Source organism: Roseateles aquatilis, from assembly GCF_002205645.1.
Lineage (GTDB): Bacteria > Pseudomonadota > Gammaproteobacteria > Burkholderiales > Burkholderiaceae_C > Roseateles > Roseateles aquatilis.
Genome location: NZ_NIOF01000010.1, coordinates 91,103 through 109,565, shown reverse-complemented (window position 1 = coordinate 109,565; position 18,463 = coordinate 91,103). Strand labels below are relative to the sequence as shown.

Below are 18,463 nucleotides of genomic sequence, written 5' to 3'. Positions count from 1 at the left end.
GTGCTGCTCGTTCCCGGTCGATGTCGACCGGCGCCGGCCGAAGCCGGCCTCACGATCAGAAGTCGTAGGACGCGCCCACCTTGTACGAACGCGGACGGATGGAGTAACCGCCACGCAGGTTCACCGGACGCTCGTCGCCCATCAGATTGTTGATGTTGAGCGACAGACGCAGGTTCTTGAACCCGGTGTACGACAGGTTGAAGTCGGTGCGGATGTCTTCGTCGATGAAGCAGTTCAGGTTGCCCGGGTTCAGACGCGACTTGCACGCGGCTTCGCCCCACGACGACTCGTCGGTCTCGTCATAGTTGAGCGAGGTCTTCGAGGTGTAGTTGAAGCGCAGACCCGTCGACCACGGACCCTTGTTCCAGGCGGCCGAGAACACGGCCTTCAGGCGCGGGTTCGTGTACTTGCCGACCTGGTTGGGACGCCAGTCGTTGGCGTCGATGTCCCACGGCTTGTAGGTCAGCGCGTAGGTCGCCGCCACGCCCAGGTTCAGCGTGCCGAACGAGCCAGCCGACACCTTACCCTTGACGTCGAAGTCCACGCCCGAGGTTTCGGTCTTGCCGAAGTTCTCGTACTGCAGCAGCAGCGACGTGATCTGACCCGCCGCCCAGTTGCCGGTGTAGGTCGGGTCCAGTTGCTTGGCGCGGGTGACCCAGCCGATTTCCTGGCCCGTCAGCGCGCCGCGCGAGATCATGTTCTCGTAACCCGGCTTGCCTTCGCGCTCCAGCACGTAGGACGGATCACGCGAGCTGATCTCGTTCTTGCGCTCGATCTTGAAGTAGTCGACGGCGACCGACAGGTTGCGGGTCGGCTCGAACACGAAGCCCAGGGTCAGGCTCTTGGACGTTTCCGGCTTCAGGGTGGGGTTGGCCGAGATCATCGCCGGCACCGAGGCCAGGCAGCCGCTGTTGAAGGCAGCCGTCGCGTCCGAACGGTCGGCGGCGGTGCCCTTCTGCAGGATGTTGCGCAACTGGGTGGCGACTTCGCAACGACGCGGGTCGACCGTGTTGTTGAAGAAGCCGGTCACACCGACCTGACCCAGGGTTTCCGGGATGTTGGGGGCACGGAAGCCACCGGCCACGGTACCGCGCAGGATCAGCTCGGGCAGCACTTCATAACGGATGCCCAGCTTCGGGGACACGCGGCCGTCGAAGCCGGAGGCCTTGTCGAAGCGCAGCGCGCCGTTCAGCTCCAGACCCTTCCAGACCGGAGCGTTCAACTCCAGGAAGGCGGCGTCCAGCTTGCGGGCACCGTCGATCAGCACGGAGCCGCGGCCGATGATCTGCGCCTTCATGACGTTGTCCGTCGACTTGATCGAGACGGCTTCCTCGCGGTGCTCCACACCCGCCGCGAAGGCCAGGGGGCCGCCGGGCAGCTGGGTGATCTCGCCGCTGACCTTGGCATCGATCCAGTTCTGGTGGTTCTTGCCCTTGGAGCCCTGGATCGGGAAGTACTTGTCCAGCAGTTCAGCGCTGTTCGGGCCGCCGATCTTGTACTCGCCGCTGGCCACGGCGTTGAACAGGTCGCGCGAGCCCCAACGGCTCAGCTTGTCAGCCTTGGCGCCGACGCGGCCGCCGGCCACTTCCCAGTCGTAGCCGCGGAAGGTGCCTTGCACGCCGACCATGGCGCGGTACTGGCTGGCGTCGTTGTCGTAGCCGAAGATGCTCGGATCATCCATGAACCGGTAGTCGATGCCCACCGGAACGCTGTAGGGGTTGGCCGGATTGCCGACGGCGAGTCGCGGGTTCGGCACCGACTGGGCCACCTTGTTGTAGCCGTCGTACCAGCGCGAGGTCGCGCCGGAAGCGATGGTCATCGGCAGGTTGTAGTACTCGGTGGTCGTCTTCGAGTAAGACACCTCGGCGAACGCCTGGATGTCGTCCGTCAGCTTGGCGCGGGCGCTGGTGAACAGGTTGATGCGGTGCGCCGGGTCGGACACCGGGTTGATGCCGTTCAGGTCGGTCACGCAGGTGCCGCCGACGATGTTCGTGCAGCCCTTCACCGGTTCGCGAACGTTGGTCACCGGGTTGCGGATGTTGCCGGGGAAGGAGCCCACCGACGGATCGCCGAAGGCCGGCGACACGATGGCCTTGTGCCAGGGCGCGTACGAGTCCTTCACGTCGGCGACGGTGTAGCCCTCGCGGCGATAGGCCTCGAGGTTGCCGAAGACGTTGAAGCGGTCCTTGTCCAGGTCGCCGAAGCCGGCCACGACGGACGCGGTCTTTTGCGCGCCGACGCTGGGGTGTTCGTTGAACACGTAGCTGGCGGAAGCGCCGACGCCGTTGTAGCTGCGACGCGTGATGATGTTGATCACGCCGGCCATCGCGTCGGAGCCGTAGACGGCGGATGCGCCGTCCTTCAGCACTTCGATGCGCTCGACCACGTCGGCCGGGATCGAGTCGACGTTGACGAAGGTGTCCTTGGCGCCGTCGGCCAGACCGTAGTTGGCGACGCGGCGGCCGTTCAGCAGCACCAGCGTGGCGCCCTTGCCCAGACCACGCATCGACACGCCGGTCGCGCCCGACGCGAAGCTGGCGTTGTTGCCGTCGTCCCGCAGTTCGTTGGACGTGGTGGCGGTGATCGTGTCCAGCACCTGGCGCACAGTGTTGCCACCGGTGCGGCGGATCTCATCGCGGTTGTAAACCTGGACCGGCGAGGCGGTCTCCGCGGCCAGACGCTTGATGTTGGAACCGGTGACCTCCACGCGCTCGAGCTGGGTCGAGGCGGGTTGCTCGGCTTGCGCGAAGGCGGCGGAGCAGAACAGTCCGCTGGCGATCGCGACGCTGGTCAGGACCAGCTTCCCTTGCTTTTCGAAGTGACGAGACATGACGAATGGATCCTCGATGAATGACGCTCGGTCAAGCGCCGTTTTGGCTGCACGCTTCTCAACCGGACCGTTGGATGGACAGTCCGTGGGCGTGGTGCAAATTGTTGCAGTGCCATTTATGAGCCAGTCGTCTATGTAAACGCGTGTGAAGCAAGTGATACACCTAGGCCACACACCAATCAGCACATACCCTCACGAAAGTCATTGAACCCCGCGTTTACCCCATCGAGATTTGCCCTCGCCGCCCCCCTCTCTTGCGGGGGACCGCGGCGGCAATAGATGAGCGCATTCAGGGGGATTGCGCGCGCAGCGCACAAGAAAAAACCCGGCCGAGGCCGGGTTTGCACGGAGCCGCCGACACCCGTCGCGCGAGGCGCGGACGGGGTCGTGCGGCGGATCGTCGGGGACGATCAGAAGTCGTAGGACGCGCCCACCTTGTAGCTGCGCGGACGCAGGCTGTAGCCGTCGCGCAGGTTCACCGGACGCTGCTCGCCCATCAGGTTGTTGATGTTGAGCGAGAGACGCAGGTTCTTGAAGCCGGTGTAGGCCAGGCTGAAGTCGGTGCGCAGGTCCTCGTCGATGAAGCAAGGCAGGGCGCCCGGCTTCAGACGGGCCTGGCACGCGGCATCGCCCCATGCCGACACATCGGTCTCGTCCTGGTTCAGCGAGGTCTTCGACGTGTAGTTGAAGCGCACGCCGCTCGTCCACGGACCGCTGTTCCAGGTGGCCGACAGCACCGCCTTCAGACGCGGCTGCTGGTAGAAGCCGACCTGGTTCGGGCGCCACGTGTTGGCGTCGATGTCCCACTGCTTGTAGCTCAGCGCGTAGGTCGCCGCCAGGCCCAGGTTCAGCGTGCCGAACGAGCCCGAGGCCACGCGACCCTTGACGTCGATGTCGACGCCCGAGGTCTCGGTCTTGCCGAAGTTCTCGTACTGCAGCAGCAGCGACGTGATCTGGCCGGCCTGCCAGGCCAGGTTCTGGCCCGACAGCTGGTTGGCGCGGGTGATCCAGGCCTGTTCCTGGCCGGTCAGGGCGCCGCGGCTGATCATGTCCTCGTAGCCGGCCTTGCCTTCGCGCTCCAGCACATAGGACGGATCACGCGAGTTGATCTCGTTCTTGCGCTCGATCTTGAAGTAGTCGACGGCGATCGACGCGTTGCGCGTCGGCTCGAACACGAAGCCCAGCGTGACGCTCTTGGACGTTTCCGGCTTCAGGTTGGGGTTGGCCGAGATCATCGCCGGCACCGAGGCCAGGCAGCCGCTGTTGTAGGCGGCGGTGGCATCGGCCTTGTCGGCGTCGGTGCCGTTCTTCAGGATGTCGCGCAGCTTGGTGGCGGTCTCGCAACGACGCGGGTCGACCGTGTTGTTGAAGAAGCCGGTCACGCCGACCTGACCCAGGGTTTCCGGGATGTTCGGAGCACGGAAGCCGCCGGCCACGGTACCGCGCAGCATCAGTTGCGGCAGCACTTCGTAGCGGATGCCCAGCTTGGGCGACACACGGCCGTCGAAGCCGGAAGCCTTGTCGAAGCGCAGCGCGCCGTTCAGCTCCAGGCCCTTCATGACCGGGGCGTTCAGCTCCAGGAAGGCGGCGTCGAGCTTGCGCTCGCCGTCGATCAGCACGGAGCCGCGACCGACGATCTGCGCCTTCATGACGTTGTCCGTCGACTTGATCGAAACGGCTTCCTCGCGGTGCTCCAGGCCCGCGGCGAACGCCAGGGCGCCGCCAGGCAGCTGCATGAGTTCGCCGCTGATCTTGGCGTCCACCCAGTTTTGGTGGTTCTTGCCCTTGGAGCCGTTGATCGGGAACAGGCGCTCCAGCAGCTCACGGCTGTTCGGGCCGCCGATCTTGTACTCGCCGGAAGCGACGGCGGCGTACAGGTCACGGGAGCCCCAGCGGCTCAGCTTGTCGGCTTCGGCGCCGACGCGGCCGACGGCCACTTCCCAGTCCATCTCGCGGAACGTGCCCTGCACGCCGGCCAGCACGCGGTACTGGCTGCCGGTGCCGTCGTAGTTGAACAGACTCGGGTCATCCATGAACCGGTAGTCGATGCCCACCGGCGCGCCGGTCGGGTTGGCCGGGTTGTTGGCGCCCAGCACCGGCATCGGGATCGACTGCGCGACCTTGTTGTAGCCGTCGTACCAGCGCGAGGTGCCGCCGGCGGCCAGCGTCATCGGCAGGTTGCGGTACTCGGTGGTCGTCTTGGAGTAGGACGCCTCGGCGAAGCCTTGCATGTCCTCGGTCAGCTTGACGCGGCCGGCGGTGAACACGTTCACGCGCTTGGCGGGATCGGACACCGGGTTCAGGCCGTTGATGTCGGTCACGCACTGGCCGGCGGAGTTCTTCGTCGTGCAGCCCGCCACCGCGACGCGCTGGCCGTTGATGCGCAGGTTGCCGGGGTAGGACGCCAGGCTCGGGTCGCCGAAGGCCGGGTTGAAGATGCCCTTGTGCCAGGGCGCATAGTCGCCCTTGACGTCGGCCACGGTGTAGCCGTCGCGCTTGTACGCCTCGATGTTGGCGAAGACGTTGAAGCGGTCCTTCTCCAGGTCGCCGTAGCCGGCCACGATGCTGGCCTGGCGCTGGGCGCCGACGCTCGGGTTCTCGTTGAAGGTGTAGCTGGCGGACGCGCCGACGCCGTTGTAGCTGCGGCGCGTGATGATGTTGATCACGCCGGCCATCGCGTCGGAGCCGTAGATGGCGGACGCGCCGTCCTTCAGGATTTCCACGCGGTCGATCACGTCGGCGGGGATCGAGTCGACGTTGACGAAGGTGTCCTTGGCGCCGTCGGCCAGGCCGAAGTTGGCGACGCGGCGGCCGTTCAGCAGCACCAGCGTGGCACCCTTGCCCAGACCGCGCATCGACACGCCGGAGGCGCCGGAAGCGAAGCTGGTGTTGTTGCCGTCGTCACGGATTTCGTTGCTGGACGTCGACGTCAGCGTGTCCAGGACCTGGCGCACGGTGTTGGCGCCGGTGCGACGGATTTCGTCGCGGTTGTAGACCTGCACGGGGGACGAGGTTTCGGACGCCAGACGCTTGATGTTGGAGCCGGTGACCTCGACGCGCTGCAGCTGGGTCGTTTCCTGTTCCTGGGCTTGCGCGATCTGGGCGCAGCACAGCAGCGCCGCGGCGGCGCTCAGGGACAGGGAGAGCTGGGTGTTCTTTCTCATACTTCCACTTGCGAATTGATGAAGGGCCTGGTGGGCCGAGGAAACCGCGACCGGATCCGGCGACGGGCTGACCGCCAACCCTGGGGATCACCCGAATGAGCTGGCAAGGGGGCGGATTCTGGGGATGCATCGCCCCACCTCTCGTCGTCACCTATTGCAGATCAGCAACAAAGCTTTGCCAGGTCTTCGACACATTTCGGGAGGCAGGGGCGATGGACGCCCAAACGCTCCAAAACAAGCCCTTTCGGGCCGTCCCGTGGGCTGTCACATCACTGAAACCAAGGGAAAACCCTCCAGACACAAACCGGCACCATCAGGGTGCGTCCATCGCACTCTTATGCATGAAAACCCGTAGATCGCACGGGTTACCCCTGAGGAGGGGGACTGCCGCCAAGCGAGCGACGCCCGGGCGCGCCGCGGGAGCGGGAAAGGCCATCGAAACAAGTCGGTCTGACGTTCGTATCGCGAAAGCGCTACGCTTGCGCACCCCTCTGGAGGAGAGCCCTCATGTCCATTTCGTTGACCGTGAACGGCAAGGCGGTAACGCTGGCCGCCGATCCCCAGATGCCCCTGCTGTGGGCGCTGCGGGAGCAACTGCAATTGACCGGCACCAAGTTCGGCTGCGGCATGGCGCTGTGCGGCGCCTGCACCGTCCATCTGGACGGCCAGCCGGTGCGCTCGTGTCAGACGCCGCTGGCGGCGGCGGCCGGCAAGAAGATCACCACGATCGAAGGCGTCGGCGCCACCCCGGCGGGCCGCGCGGTGCAGGCGGCGTGGCTGAAGATCGACGTGCCGCAATGCGGCTACTGTCAGAGCGGCCAGATCATGAGCGCATGCGCGCTGCTGGCCGGCAAGAAGAAACCCAGCGACGGCGACATCGACAACGCCATGAGCGGCAACATCTGCCGCTGCGGCACCTACAACCAGATCCGGGCGGCGATCCACGACGCCTCTGCCACGCTGGCCAAGGGAGGCTGACCATGAGCCACGCCATCGACTCCCCGTCCCGCCGCTCGCTGCTCAAGGGCGGCGCAGCGTTGACCCTGTCCTTCGCGCTGCCGCTGACAGCGTCGCGCGCCGCGCTCGCCCAGGCCGGGCCCGACGCGCCCAGCAACACCTTCGCGCCCAACGCTTGGCTGCGCATCACGCCGGACAACCGAGTGACCGTCGTCTGCGGCTCGGCCGAGATGGGCCAGGGCGTGCTGACCGCGATCCCGATGATGCTGGCCGAGGAGCTGGACGCCGACTGGGCGCTGGTCTCCGTCGAACAGGCACCGGCGCACCAGGCCTACAACAACCCCATGTTCGGCATGCAGGCCACCGGCGGCAGCACGACGGTGCGCGCGCACTGGACGCCGGTCCGGCAGGCCGGCGCGGCCGCGCGCCAGATGCTGGTGGCCGCGGCCGCGCAGCAATGGAACGTCGACCCGGCGGCGCTGCGCACCGAGCGCGGCCAGGTGATCGCCGCCGACGGCCGCAAGGCCAGCTACGGCTCGCTGGTCGCCGCCGCGGCCGCCCAGCCGGTCCCGGACAAGCCGGCGCTGAAGGACCGCAAGGACTTCCGCATCATGGGCAAGCCGACGCGCCGACTGGACAGCGCCGCCAAGATCAACGGCAGCGCCAGGTTCGGCATCGACGCGCAGGTCGACGGCATGCTGATCGCAGTGATGGCGCGGGCGCCGCTGGCCGGGGTGAAACCCAAGGCCTTCGACGAGGCCAAGGCGAAGGCTGTCCCGGGCGTGCGCAAGGTCATCGCCATCCCGTCCGGCGTGGCGGTGCTGGCCGACGGCTACTGGGCCGCCAGGCAGGGCCGCGACGCGCTGGCCGTCGAGTGGGACCTGGGCGCGCACGCGGACCTGTCGTCGGAGAAGGTCTCCACGGCGCTGGACGACGGCCTGCGCAGCGCCACGGCGATCGCGCACGAGGCCGGCAACGTCAAGGACGGCAGCGCCCAATCCGCGCGCAGCGTGTCGGCGCAGTACGAGGTGCCGTACCTGGCCCATGCCTGCATGGAGCCGCTGAACTGCCTGGCCTGGGTCCGCGGCGACGAGGTCACGATCTGGGCCGGCACGCAGAGCCAGGGGCCCGCGCAGGGCATCCTGTCGCAGGTGGCGCAGGTCACGCCGGCCAAGGTCAAGGTCAACACGCTGCTGCTGGGCGGCGGCTTCGGACGCCGCTTCGCGCCGGACTTCACCATCGACGCGACGCTGCTGTCCAAGCTCAGCGGCAGTCCGGTCAAGCTGATCTACGCCCGTGAGGACGACATGGCCGCCGGTTACTACCGCCCGACCTCGCGCGTGCGCTTCGAGGCCGGCCTGGACGACCGCGGCCGGCCGCTGATGCTGCGCGCCGACATCGCCAGCCCGTCGATCATGGCGGCCTCGGGCTTCATGAAGATCCCGGACAACGGCGTCGATGCGATGGCCGTCGAGGGCCTGGCGGACCACCCCTACGGCATCCCGCACCAGCGCATCGCCTACGGCCGCGCGGAGCCGGGACCGCAGGTGTGGTTCTGGCGCTCGGTGGGGCATTCGCAGAATGCGTTCTTCATCGAGAGCTTCATCGACGAGCTGGCCCACGCCGCCAAGGCCGACCCGCTGGCCTACCGGCTGGCGCTGCTGGAGAACCAGCCGCGCGCCCGCGGCGTGCTGGCGCTGGCGGCGGAGAAGGCCGGCTGGCGCCGCCCGGCGCCCAAGGGTCGATTCCGCGGCATCGCGGTGGCGGAGAGCTTCGGCACCTTCGTGGCCGAGGTGGCGGAGGTCTCGGTGGACAAGACCGGCGCGATCCGCGTGCACCGCGTGACGGCGGCGGTGGACTGCGGCCAGACGGTGAATCCGCAGACCATCGCGCGCCAGATCGAGGGCGCCGTCGTCTACGGCCTGTCCGCCGCCCTGTACGGCCGCATCACGTTCAAGGACGGGCGCGTGGAGCAGAGCAACTTCCACGACTACCCGGTCCTGCGCATGAACGAGATGCCCAAGGTCGACGTCCACATCGTGCAGAGCGCCGAGGCGCCCGGCGGCATCGGCGAGCCCGGCACGCCGCCGATCGCGCCGGCGGTGGCCAACGCGATCTTCGCGGCGACCGGCCAGCGCCTGCGGCAATTGCCGTTCGATACCGCGGCGCTGAAGAAGACCTGATCAGGCGGGCGGGTAGCCCGCCTCGGCCAACGCGCCGGCCAGCCGCGCCCGCGGCAGGTCGCTGTCGATGCGCACGGTCTTCTGGGGCAGGTCGACCACCACCTCGGCCTGCGAGTCCAGCTCATGGACCGCCTCGGTCACGGCGGCGCGGCAGTGGCCGCAGGTCATGTCGGGCAGGGTGAATTCATGCATGGGGTTCTCCATACGGTTGATGAGATGGCTCGCAGGTTAAAGCTTGCCATCGTGGCAAGGTCAAGTGTCGACAGCGACTCGGGCAGGGACCGACCGCGCAGGTCCAAGAAGCCCGTGGACCGACCGAGCGTGTCGGAAGAGCCCGGGGGCCGGCAATCCTCGTGCGCCCGCTGAATCGGCTCCCCGGGCCCCTCCGACCGATACACCCGGTCTTCGCGTCGGGCCGTCGCGTCGGGTCGTGGCTCTCAATTCTCTCGTCAGGGTCATGGCCTTGACCTTCCCATCATGGCAAGCTTGAGACTTCCGCCATGAACACCGCCACCACCCTCTTCCCGCCGCCGTCCGGCCCCACCGCCGAGCTGCGCCTGTCCGTCTCCGGCATGACCTGCGCCAGCTGCGTCAACCGCGTCGAGCGCGCGTTGCGCAAGGTGCCGGGCGTCGAGCAGGCCGAGGTGAACCTCGCCGCGGAGACCGCGACGGTCCGCGCGCAGTCCGATGTCGATGCCGACCTGCTGATCGCCGCGATCGGCAAGGCGGGCTACGACGCCCGTCCGGTCGTGAGCGAGGACCCGGTCGACGCGGGCGACCCACCGCCTCCGCCGTGGTCGTCGACCGGCTGGCCGGTGCTGGTCGCCGCGCTGCTGTCGCTGCCGCTGGTGCTGCCCATGGTCGGCATGCTGTGGGGCGCGCACTGGATGATCGACGGTTGGTGGCAACTGGCGCTGGCGACGCCGGTGCAGTTCTGGCTGGGCGCGCGTTTCTATCGCGCCGGCTGGGCGGCGGCCAAGGACTTCACCGGCAACATGGACCTGCTGGTGGCGCTGGGCACCAGCGCGGCCTTCGGGCTCAGCGTCTATGAGCTGCTGCGCGACGGGCCCCTGAGCCACGCGCTCTACTTCGAATCGGCCGCCGCCGTGATCACGCTGGTGCTGCTGGGCAAGTGGCTCGAAGGACGCGCCAAGCGCCAGACGCTCAGCGCGATCGCCGCGCTCAAGGAGTTGCGGCCCGAGCACGCCCGCGTGCGCCGCGACGGCGCCGACGTGGACGTGCCGCTCGCGCAATTGCGGCTGCGGGACGTGATGGTGGTGCGCCCCGGCGAGCGCATCCCCGCCGACGGCCGCCTCCGCGACGGCCAGAGCCAGGTCGACGAATCGCTGATCAGCGGCGAGAGCCTGCCGGTCGAGAAGACCCCCGGCGACACCGTCATCGGCGGCGCCGTCAACGGCGAGGGCCTGCTGCTGGTGGAGGTCACGGCGCTGGGCGCGGAATCGACGCTGTCGCGCATCGTGCGGCTGGTCGAATCGGCGCAGGCGCACAAGGCGCCGATCCAGCGCCTGGTCGACCAGATCAGCGCGGTGTTCGTGCCGGTGGTGCTGGTCATCGCGGCGCTGACGCTGCTGGGGTGGGGCCTCGCGACCGGCGACTGGGAGCGCGCGTTGATCCACGCCGTCGCGGTGCTCGTCATCGCCTGCCCCTGCGCGCTGGGCCTGGCTACGCCCGCGGCGATCATGGTCGGCACCGGCGTCGCGGCGCGTCGCGGCCTGCTGATCAAGGATGCGCAAGCGCTGGAGCAGGCCCGGCGTGTCGACCTCGTCGTCTTCGACAAGACCGGCACCTTGACCGAAGGCAAGCCGCGCCTGCTGGACTTCGTCGCCGCCGCGGGGCAGGACGAGGCCGGGGCGCTTGCGCTGGCCGCCGGGCTGCAGCACGGCAGCGAGCATCCGTTGGCGCGCGCGGTGCGCGACGCCGCGGCGGCTCGCGGACTCGCGGTGCCGGCCACCAGCGGCGTGCGCGCCGTCGTGGGGCGGGGCATCGCCGGTCAGGTCGGCGGCCGGACGCTGATGCTGGGCAGCGGGCGCTGGATGGAGGAGCTCGGCGTCGACCTGTCGCCGCTGCGCGCGAACGCCGACGCGGCGCTGGCGCAGGGCCGCACGATGTCGTGGCTCGCCGCGGCGGGGACGGCCCCCGAGACCGGCGGCGCGCCGGTGCTCGTCGCGATGCTGGTCTTCGGTGACCGCGTCAAGGACGGCGCCCTGCCCGCGATCGCCAGCCTGAAGGCCATGGGCCTGCGCACCGTCATGCTGAGCGGGGACAACGCCGCGGCCGCCGCGGCGGTCGGCGCGCAACTGGGGCTGGACGAGGTCCGCGCCGAACTGCTGCCCGAAGACAAGGCCCGCATCGTGAGCGAGCTGCGCGCCGGCGGCGCGCGCGTCGCGATGGTGGGCGACGGCATCAACGACGCCCCGGCGCTGGCCGCGGCCGACGTCGGCCTGGCGATGGGCGGCGGCACCGACGTGGCGATGGAGACGGCCGGCATCACGCTGATGCGCGGCGATCCGCGGCTGGTCGCCGACGCCATCGCGCTGTCGCGGGCCACCGTCGCCAAGATCCGCCAGAACCTGTTCTGGGCCTTCGTCTACAACCTGCTGGGCGTGCCGCTGGCGGCGCTGGGCCTGCTGAGCCCGGTGATCGCCGGCGCGGCGATGGCGCTGTCCAGCGTGTCGGTGCTCGGCAACGCGTTGCTGCTCAAGCGCTGGAAAGGACCCACGCGATGACCGCCGCCTCTTCCACTACGTCTTCCGCGAGGTCTTCCGCCGCCTCGGCCGCCAGGCCCGTCCAGGCCGCCGCGCCGCTGACCATCGGCCAGGCCGCCGAGCGCTCCGGCGTGTCGCCGAAGATGCTGCGCCACTACGAGTCGCTGGGCCTGCTGCCGCCGGTGGCGCGCACCGAGTCCGGCTACCGGCTCTACGGCGAGAAGGAGGTCCACACGCTGCGATTCATCCGGCGCGCGCGGGACCTCGGCTTCTCGATGGCGGAGATCGCCGAGCTGCTCAAGCTCTGGCAGAACCGCCGCCGCGCCAGCGGCCAGGTCAAGCGCATCGCCGAGACCCACATCGCCGACCTCGACCGCCGCATGGCCGAGATGCAGGCGATGCGCCGCGCGCTGGCCGAGCTGGCGCACTGCTGCCATGGCGACGAGCGGCCCGACTGCCCTATCCTCGATGACCTCGCACAAGGAGCCGCGCCATGAGCGTCCCGCCCGATTCCTCCCCGACGCCCCACCCCGATCCCCAACCCGCCCGCTGGGAGCGCCTGAGCGCGCACCAGGGCGATGTCGGCGGCCTGGGCATCCGCCGCGCGCTGCCGACGTCCAGGCGCCGCATGATCGGCGCGTGGTGCTTCCTCGACCATGCCGGCCCGGCCGACCTGACGCCCGCGACGGCGATGCGCGTCGGTCCGCATCCGCACACCGGCCTGCAGACCTTCAGCTGGATGATCGAGGGCGAGGTCCTGCACCGCGACAGCCTGGGCTCGGAGCAGATGCTGCGCCCCGGTCAGGTGAACCTCATGACCGCGGGGCGCGGCATCAGCCACACCGAGGAATCCCAGTCCGACCGCCTGCAGCTGGCGCAGCTCTGGATCGCGCTGCCGGACGCGGTGCGGCATCGCGAGCCGGCGTTCGAGCACTTCCCCGATCTGCCCGCCTTCCTCAATGGCGGCTTCGACACCATGTTGCTGGTGGGCGAGTTCGCCGGCCATCGCTCGCCCGTGCCCAGCCACACGCCGCTGCTCGGCATGGACCTGAGCGCGACGCGGGCCGCGGAGGCGACGCTGCCGCTGCATCCCGACCACGAGTACGGCCTGATGGTGCTCGAAGGCGGTCTGTCGGTGACGCTGGACGGCGAGCCCACCGGCGAGAGCCGCCCGGGCGAGCTGCTCTACATCGCGCCCGGCGCGCAGTCGCTGCGGCTGCTGTCCGGGGGCGGCCGCAGCCGCGCCCTGCTGCTGGGCGGGCCGCCCTTCGGCGAAAGCGTGCTGCTGTGGTGGAACTTCGTCGGCCGCTCGCGCGAGGAGATGAACGTCTACGCCGAGGAGTGGAACGGTCGCGAGGACGGCGGCCGCTTCGGCGAGGTGCACGGCTTCGACGGTCCTCGCCTGAAGGCGCCGGTGGTCCCGCCGCTCAAGTCGCCGCGGTGAGCGTCGCGGCCAGCGCCGCGGCGGGCGCGAGCGGTGGAGCCCCGAGGCCCGTCGGCGCTGGATCGCGACAAGCCGCTCATCGCGAGGAGCGTCCGAGCAGCGTGTTTGCGTCGATGGGCTTGATCTGACCCCGCGACTCGGCCGCGCGCACCACCCGATCCAGCACATCCGCGATCCAGCGCTCGCGTCCGCCCTCCGAGGCTTGTCCATACAGCCAGACCCGGCCCTTCGCCGCGGTGATGGCGCCGGCCTGCGTCGCCTTGACCACGATCCCGGCGTACTCGGCGACGCCCAGCTCGCTTTCCGCCGACTGGGCGGGCCGATGAGCCGACAGCCCGACATGCCCGGACCCGATGCGCATCGACAGCAGATGTTCCACATGGTCGCGGTTCAACAGACCTTCGGCTCGGGCCCGCAGGATGGTGGCCGCGAGCATGCGCATCGCAATGCAACGATGGCCGTTCAGCGCGACGGCGAGCGGCGAGACGACCCGTCCGTGACGCCGATAACCCAGCAGCGACACCAGATCGCGGGACCGCAGTCCCGTCGCCCGGGCCATGTCGACGATGCCGTCCGCCAGACGCGAGATCATCTCGGCCGGCATTGCGTGCGTCGCCCTGTGCAACGCCGTTTCCCAACCCGTGAACTCGGCGCGCAGCAGATGGCGCAGCTCGGAGCGCCTCAGCTGCTTCGCCGCCGCCGCGGCGGCCACGCCTTCCAGCCAGGCGGAGACCGCCTCGCCGCGCCCGAGATCCATCGCGGCGAGCAGCACGGGCCGCTGCCCCGGTCGTCCGACATAGGTTCGGGCCAACAAGTCGCGCGAGAGGAACACCCGGGACTCCAGCGCCGCGTTCATCAACAGGCGCACCGATTCGGCGCAACCCGACTCCATGGCGGCGTCGATGGCGGTGTGCGCGCCGCGTCGCGTCCACCGCAGGCACAGGTCCGTGTACTCGTTCAACGCGCGGGCGGGCAGCAGCAGGGTCTCGGCGGCCAGGTGCAGCGCTAGGCAGCGCGAATGTCCACGGCCCGCGGCGAGACTGGGCGGATGCGGGCTGTCGTCCTCCCCGAGCAGCGCGTCGATCACCAGATGCTGGCCGATGAGATGGTCGCGCCGAGCCTCGACCAAGGCGTCGAGGAAATGCGTGATCGCTTCCGCCGACCCCTCTTCCATCGCCCGCGTGTACGCCGTCTGCCCGTTCGAGCAGGCGGCCGTCATCAGGTCGATCAGCGTCCCGCCGTCGATCACGCCCTCCCGCGTCGCGCGCAGCAGGTGGCGCATCCAGACCGCCACCGCGTCGGCGCGGTTCGCCGCCATGGCCTGGGTCAGGCCGTCCGGAACGAGCGTGCCGTCGTCGCCCATCGCCCGGCCCAGCAGGACCCCCAGCCGCTTGCGGTCGGACGGGCCGTCGCGCAGCGCCTCCCACAGCGCGTCCAGGAAGGCCTCCAGCAGGTCCGGCCGACCTGACGCGAGGGCTTCGCCCACCGGCGTCGGCGAATCGCCCCGCAACTGGCCGGACAGCAAACGTTCGAGGGCACCCGCCTCCAGGCGTCCACCGCGCCAAAGATTGAAGACCGTCCGCAGGTAGGCGCGCAGCGGGACCGGCGCGCCGTGGCGCATCGCCTCGCACAGGGCCGCACGCCCGTGTGCGTCCTTGCCGGCCAGATCGTGGAAACACTGAGACCGAGTCATGCAGGGCGCGGCGCGGCGCAGCACCGTGACCCAGCAGTCGAGTCGGTCGACATCGCCGGTCCGCAGGGCCTGCGACATCGCGCCGGCGCCGTCGCAAGCCCGCCAGGCGGCAAGCGCCCGGGGCCGCGCGAACGGAACGAGCGCATGCAGCCGCTCCCAATCCCCGGCCTCGTCCGCGGCGGTCATCAACGGTCCGAGCGCGTCGAGCGGCAGCGTCACGGGCGGATGTCGCGACCACCACGCGTCGCGCTGCGCCGGGATCGTCCGGCGCCACCAGCCGCGTGCCAGTTCATCGGACACCAGCCAGCGCGGATCGACCGTCCCCAGCTCCGCATCGGTCGCCCTGGCGAGCGCCGGCCGGGCCACCGATTCGCGCTGAGAGGGCGTGAGAGCCCGCTCGCGCCGTCCGCCGGGCAGCCTGACAGCGCGCATGGCATCCGCCGTCAGATCGATCGCCCGCAAATCCTTCATGCAGACGCTCGACACCTGCCGGTCGTCCCCATGCCGGCGGACCCAGCACAGACCGCCGCGCAGGCGCATCAGGTCGACCCGGGCACCGTCATCGCCCCGCCAGCCCATCAATCGGAGGGGCGCTTCGACGCGCAGCACGCCGGCCTGTTCCAGATTCCACAGGACATCCACGGCGAGCAGGCTGGCATCCACCGCGACGCCGGTCCGGCAGGCCGAATCGAGCACCGGGGCCGAGGCCGGGGCGACTTCCTCGTCCACCAAGCTCACCGCCCGCACCGGCCCCAATGCCCGCTCAAGCTCCACGCGAGCCGCCTCGAAGTCCTGGCACTGGCGCGCCTCCATCCGCCCGAGATCGATCCCCTCCAGGCCCGCCTCGCGCAGCCTCTGCCGCAGGCCCGTCAGACCGGACTCGGCCATGCGCAGCGCCACCTGGACCGGCGTCACGCGCGCGCGCAGCAGCACGGCGGCCTCCTGCACGAGCTCCGGCGACAAGGACCTGGCGTCGAAGAACTGGTCGAACGGATAGTCGGACGCGGCCGGCAATCTCAGGCGCCGCTCCAGGGCCGCCAGGTAATGGGGCGCGTAGCTGGCCAGCGTGGAAGAGAGCTCCGGGTCGCGACCGATCGTCCGTCGCACGAATCCATCCAGCACCTGCCGAGTCAGCGCCGAGCGGGCGCCCACGGCACTGGCGGCAGCCCCGCCCGCGGCACACGCCAGCACCTGCACGGCATCCTGCAAGGCGAAGGAAAAGCCGGTCAGGCAATGCTGCGACGCGTCGCCCACGTCCTCGATCCGCTCGCGCCTGAGCCGGACGTCGATGCGATCGCAAGCGCCCAGGCGCACCAGCCGCTGGAGCAGCCGGGCGCCGTCGCCGAGCAGGTAGTCCCGGTAGGTCTCGTTGAGCCGGGGGTGATCGGGGTCGAGCGCTTCAGCCGACAGCACCGCGAACCGCTGCCCGACCCGTTCGGCGACCGTTCGATCGAACAGGACCTCGACGACGAGCACCAGCTCGGCGCAAACAGCGGACAGATCCGGCGGGGCGTCCGCCATCGGCGTGTCCTGCGAGGAGGAGGACGCCGCGGCCACGACGGCGAGATCGGGCAGGAAGCCGAGTCGGGGATCGAAGAAGGCCCAGTCGGACGAGGAAGAAGAGGCGGTCGCGGCGGAAGTCGAAAACATGACGAGCGGGAGCGCCGCGCGGGCGGACATGGCAACAGGCCCGCCACTGTCTCAGCGCCCTCGCCCGCGGACCATGCCGCATCCTTGCCCGATGGCGGCCCCGGATCCGGGATGCATGCCATCGCGCCCATGGGTCCGGCGTCCGTTGGACGCCGGACAGCTCCCGCGACGCGTTCAGGCGAACTTGCCGGCCTGGAAGTCCCGCACCGCCTGCAGCAGCTCGCCCTCGGTGTTCATCACGAACGGGCCGTACTGCGCGATCGGCTCGCCCAGCGGCTGACCGGCGATCAGGACGACGCGGGCGCCCTCCTCGGCCGCCTGCAAGCGCACGCCGTCCGAGCCCGGGGTGTTGGCCAGGATCGCCATGCGGCCCGTCGGCACGCGGCAGCCGGTGTCGAAACGCAGCGCGCCGCGATAGACGTAGACGAACGCGTTGTGCGACGCGGGCAGCGCCTGCTCGAAGGACGCGCCGGGTTCGAGGCGGATGTCTAGGTAGGTCGGCTGCGTGACCTCGCGCCGCACGGCGCCGCTCACGCCGTGGCTCTCGCCGGCGATCACGCGCACGGTCGCGCCGGGCAGCGTCAGCTCCGGGATCTCGGCGCTCGGGATGTCGCGGTACCAAGGGTCGCGCATCTTGTCGCGGCCGGGCAGGTTGAGCCACAGCTGGAAGCCTTCCATGCGGCCCTCCTGCTGCTCGGGCAGCTCGGAATGGATCACGCCGCGGCCGGCGGTCATCCACTGCACGCCGCCCGGGCCCAGCAGGCCCTCGTTGCCGGCGGAGTCGCGATGGCGCATGCGGCCGTCGAGCATGTAGGTCACAGTCTCGAAGCCGCGATGCGGGTGATCGGGGAAGCCGGCGATGTAGTCGTCGGCATTGTCCGTGCCGAACGCGTCCAGCATCAGGAAAGGATCCAGCCGGCGCTGCAGGTCGTGCGTCAGCACGCGCGTCAGCTTCACGCCGGCGCCGTCGCTCGTGGCCGTACCCTGGACCAGGCGCTCGACCTGGCGGGGCGTCTCGATCGTGGGGACAAGGGTGGCGGCGGTCATGATGGATTCCTTTCCTGGGGGACGCGATTGAAGGGGACGAAGGGTCAGGCGGCCTGCGCCTCGCCCAGCACGGCGGCGATTTCCTCGCGGGCCGAGGCCAGGCCCTTGGCGACGGCTTCCTCGCCCATGTTCAGGCCCTCGGCGTAGACGAACTCGACGTCGGTCATGCCCAGGAAGCCCAGCGTGACGGTCAGGTAGGGCACGATGTTGTCGGTCGGCTGGCCGCGATGCACGCCGCCGCGGCTGCTCACCACGATGACCTTCTTGCCAGTGACCAGGCCTTCCGGACCGGCGGCGCCGTAACGGAAGGTGACGCCGGCGCGGGCCACCGCGTCGATCCAGTTCTTCAGCTGCGAGGACACGCCGAAGTTGATCATCGGCGCGGCCAGCACGATCACGTCGGCGGCCTGCAGCTCGGCGATCAGCTGGTCGTTGAAGGCCACGCGGTCGGCTTGCGCCTGGCTGCGGGCATCGGCCGGCGTGAACAGCGCGCCCAGCGTCGCCTCGTCCATCGGCGGCAGCGGACGCGCCGCCAGGTCGTGCACGACGCTCCTGGCGCCCGGGTTGCGGGCGATCAGGCCTTGCACGACCTCGTTGGCCAGCAGGGTCGACACGGAACCCTGGCCTTCATGCAGGCGGCGGGCGCTGGAGTTGATCTGGAGGATGTTCATGGTGCGGTTCTCCGGGCGGTGGTGGCTTGTGGAAGCCGGGGTGTGGGGGAATGGCTTCACTGTATTGATCCGCTCGACGCACCGGAAGACGCCGCTAT

Annotated in this window: 11 protein-coding genes; 5 read left to right on the top strand and 6 right to left on the bottom strand. The window is 69.7% G+C overall.

Annotation, left to right across the window (positions count from 1 at the left end; translation table 11 throughout):
* Positions 1-55 precede the first annotated feature (55 nt).
* Together CDN99_RS19375 and CDN99_RS19370 are read right to left on the bottom strand one after the other, a co-directional pair.
* Positions 56-2,830 (bottom strand): TonB-dependent receptor plug domain-containing protein, encoded by a 2,775-nt coding sequence (locus CDN99_RS19375; RefSeq protein WP_088386536.1) that lies wholly within the window; start codon positions 2,828-2,830, stop codon positions 56-58.
* A gap of 410 nt (positions 2,831-3,240) precedes the next feature.
* The gene (locus CDN99_RS19370; protein ID WP_088386535.1) at positions 3,241-5,994 is read right to left on the bottom strand and encodes a TonB-dependent receptor plug domain-containing protein; all 2,754 of its coding nucleotides are present in this window, start codon (positions 5,992-5,994) and stop codon (positions 3,241-3,243) included.
* Positions 5,995-6,501: 507 nt separating this feature from the next.
* On the opposite strand from CDN99_RS19370, the gene CDN99_RS19365 reads away from it, so the two are divergent.
* Positions 6,502-6,972, top strand: a complete 471-nt coding sequence (locus tag CDN99_RS19365; RefSeq protein WP_088386534.1) for a (2Fe-2S)-binding protein — start codon at positions 6,502-6,504, stop codon at positions 6,970-6,972.
* A gap of 2 nt (positions 6,973-6,974) precedes the next feature.
* Positions 6,975-9,134 carry a xanthine dehydrogenase family protein molybdopterin-binding subunit gene (locus tag CDN99_RS19360; protein ID WP_088386533.1) on the top strand — a complete coding sequence of 720 codons (2,160 nt, stop codon included), beginning with the start codon at positions 6,975-6,977 and terminating at the stop codon, positions 9,132-9,134.
* Here the strand turns inward: CDN99_RS19360 and CDN99_RS19355 are convergent, their stop codons facing one another.
* On the bottom strand, positions 9,135-9,326 hold the full coding sequence (locus CDN99_RS19355; RefSeq protein WP_088386532.1) for a heavy-metal-associated domain-containing protein: 192 nt from the start codon (positions 9,324-9,326) through the stop codon (positions 9,135-9,137).
* A 308-nt stretch (positions 9,327-9,634) separates the two neighbouring features.
* Between CDN99_RS19355 and CDN99_RS19350 the strand changes: the two genes are divergently transcribed.
* From CDN99_RS19350 to CDN99_RS19340, 3 genes are read left to right on the top strand one after another with little or no spacing between them, the layout of a single operon-like run.
* Positions 9,635-11,881: a heavy metal translocating P-type ATPase gene (locus CDN99_RS19350; RefSeq protein WP_088386531.1), complete on the top strand. Its 2,247-nt coding sequence runs from the start codon at positions 9,635-9,637 to the stop codon at positions 11,879-11,881.
* The gene (gene cueR, locus CDN99_RS19345) at positions 11,878-12,357 is read left to right on the top strand and encodes a Cu(I)-responsive transcriptional regulator (protein WP_193531734.1); all 480 of its coding nucleotides are present in this window, start codon (positions 11,878-11,880) and stop codon (positions 12,355-12,357) included. Before CDN99_RS19350 ends, cueR begins: the two co-directional genes overlap by 4 nt.
* A complete protein-coding gene (locus CDN99_RS19340) occupies positions 12,354-13,304 on the top strand; it encodes a pirin family protein (protein ID WP_088386530.1) in 951 nt (316 codons plus the stop codon). The genes cueR and CDN99_RS19340 overlap by 4 nt, the downstream gene beginning before the upstream one ends.
* Before the next feature lie 76 nt (positions 13,305-13,380).
* Here the strand turns inward: CDN99_RS19340 and CDN99_RS19335 are convergent, their stop codons facing one another.
* The 3 genes from CDN99_RS19335 to CDN99_RS19325 form a co-directional block, all read right to left on the bottom strand.
* On the bottom strand, positions 13,381-16,647 hold the full coding sequence (locus tag CDN99_RS19335; protein ID WP_141100873.1) for a hypothetical protein: 3,267 nt from the start codon (positions 16,645-16,647) through the stop codon (positions 13,381-13,383).
* Positions 16,648-16,821: 174 nt separating this feature from the next.
* Positions 16,822-17,694, bottom strand: a complete 873-nt coding sequence (locus CDN99_RS19330) for a pirin family protein (protein WP_088386528.1) — start codon at positions 17,692-17,694, stop codon at positions 16,822-16,824.
* 44 nt (positions 17,695-17,738) lie between these two features.
* Positions 17,739-18,365, bottom strand: coding sequence for an FMN-dependent NADH-azoreductase (locus CDN99_RS19325; protein ID WP_088386527.1), 627 nt, complete (start codon positions 18,363-18,365; stop codon positions 17,739-17,741).
* Positions 18,366-18,463: the final 98 nt, after the last annotated feature.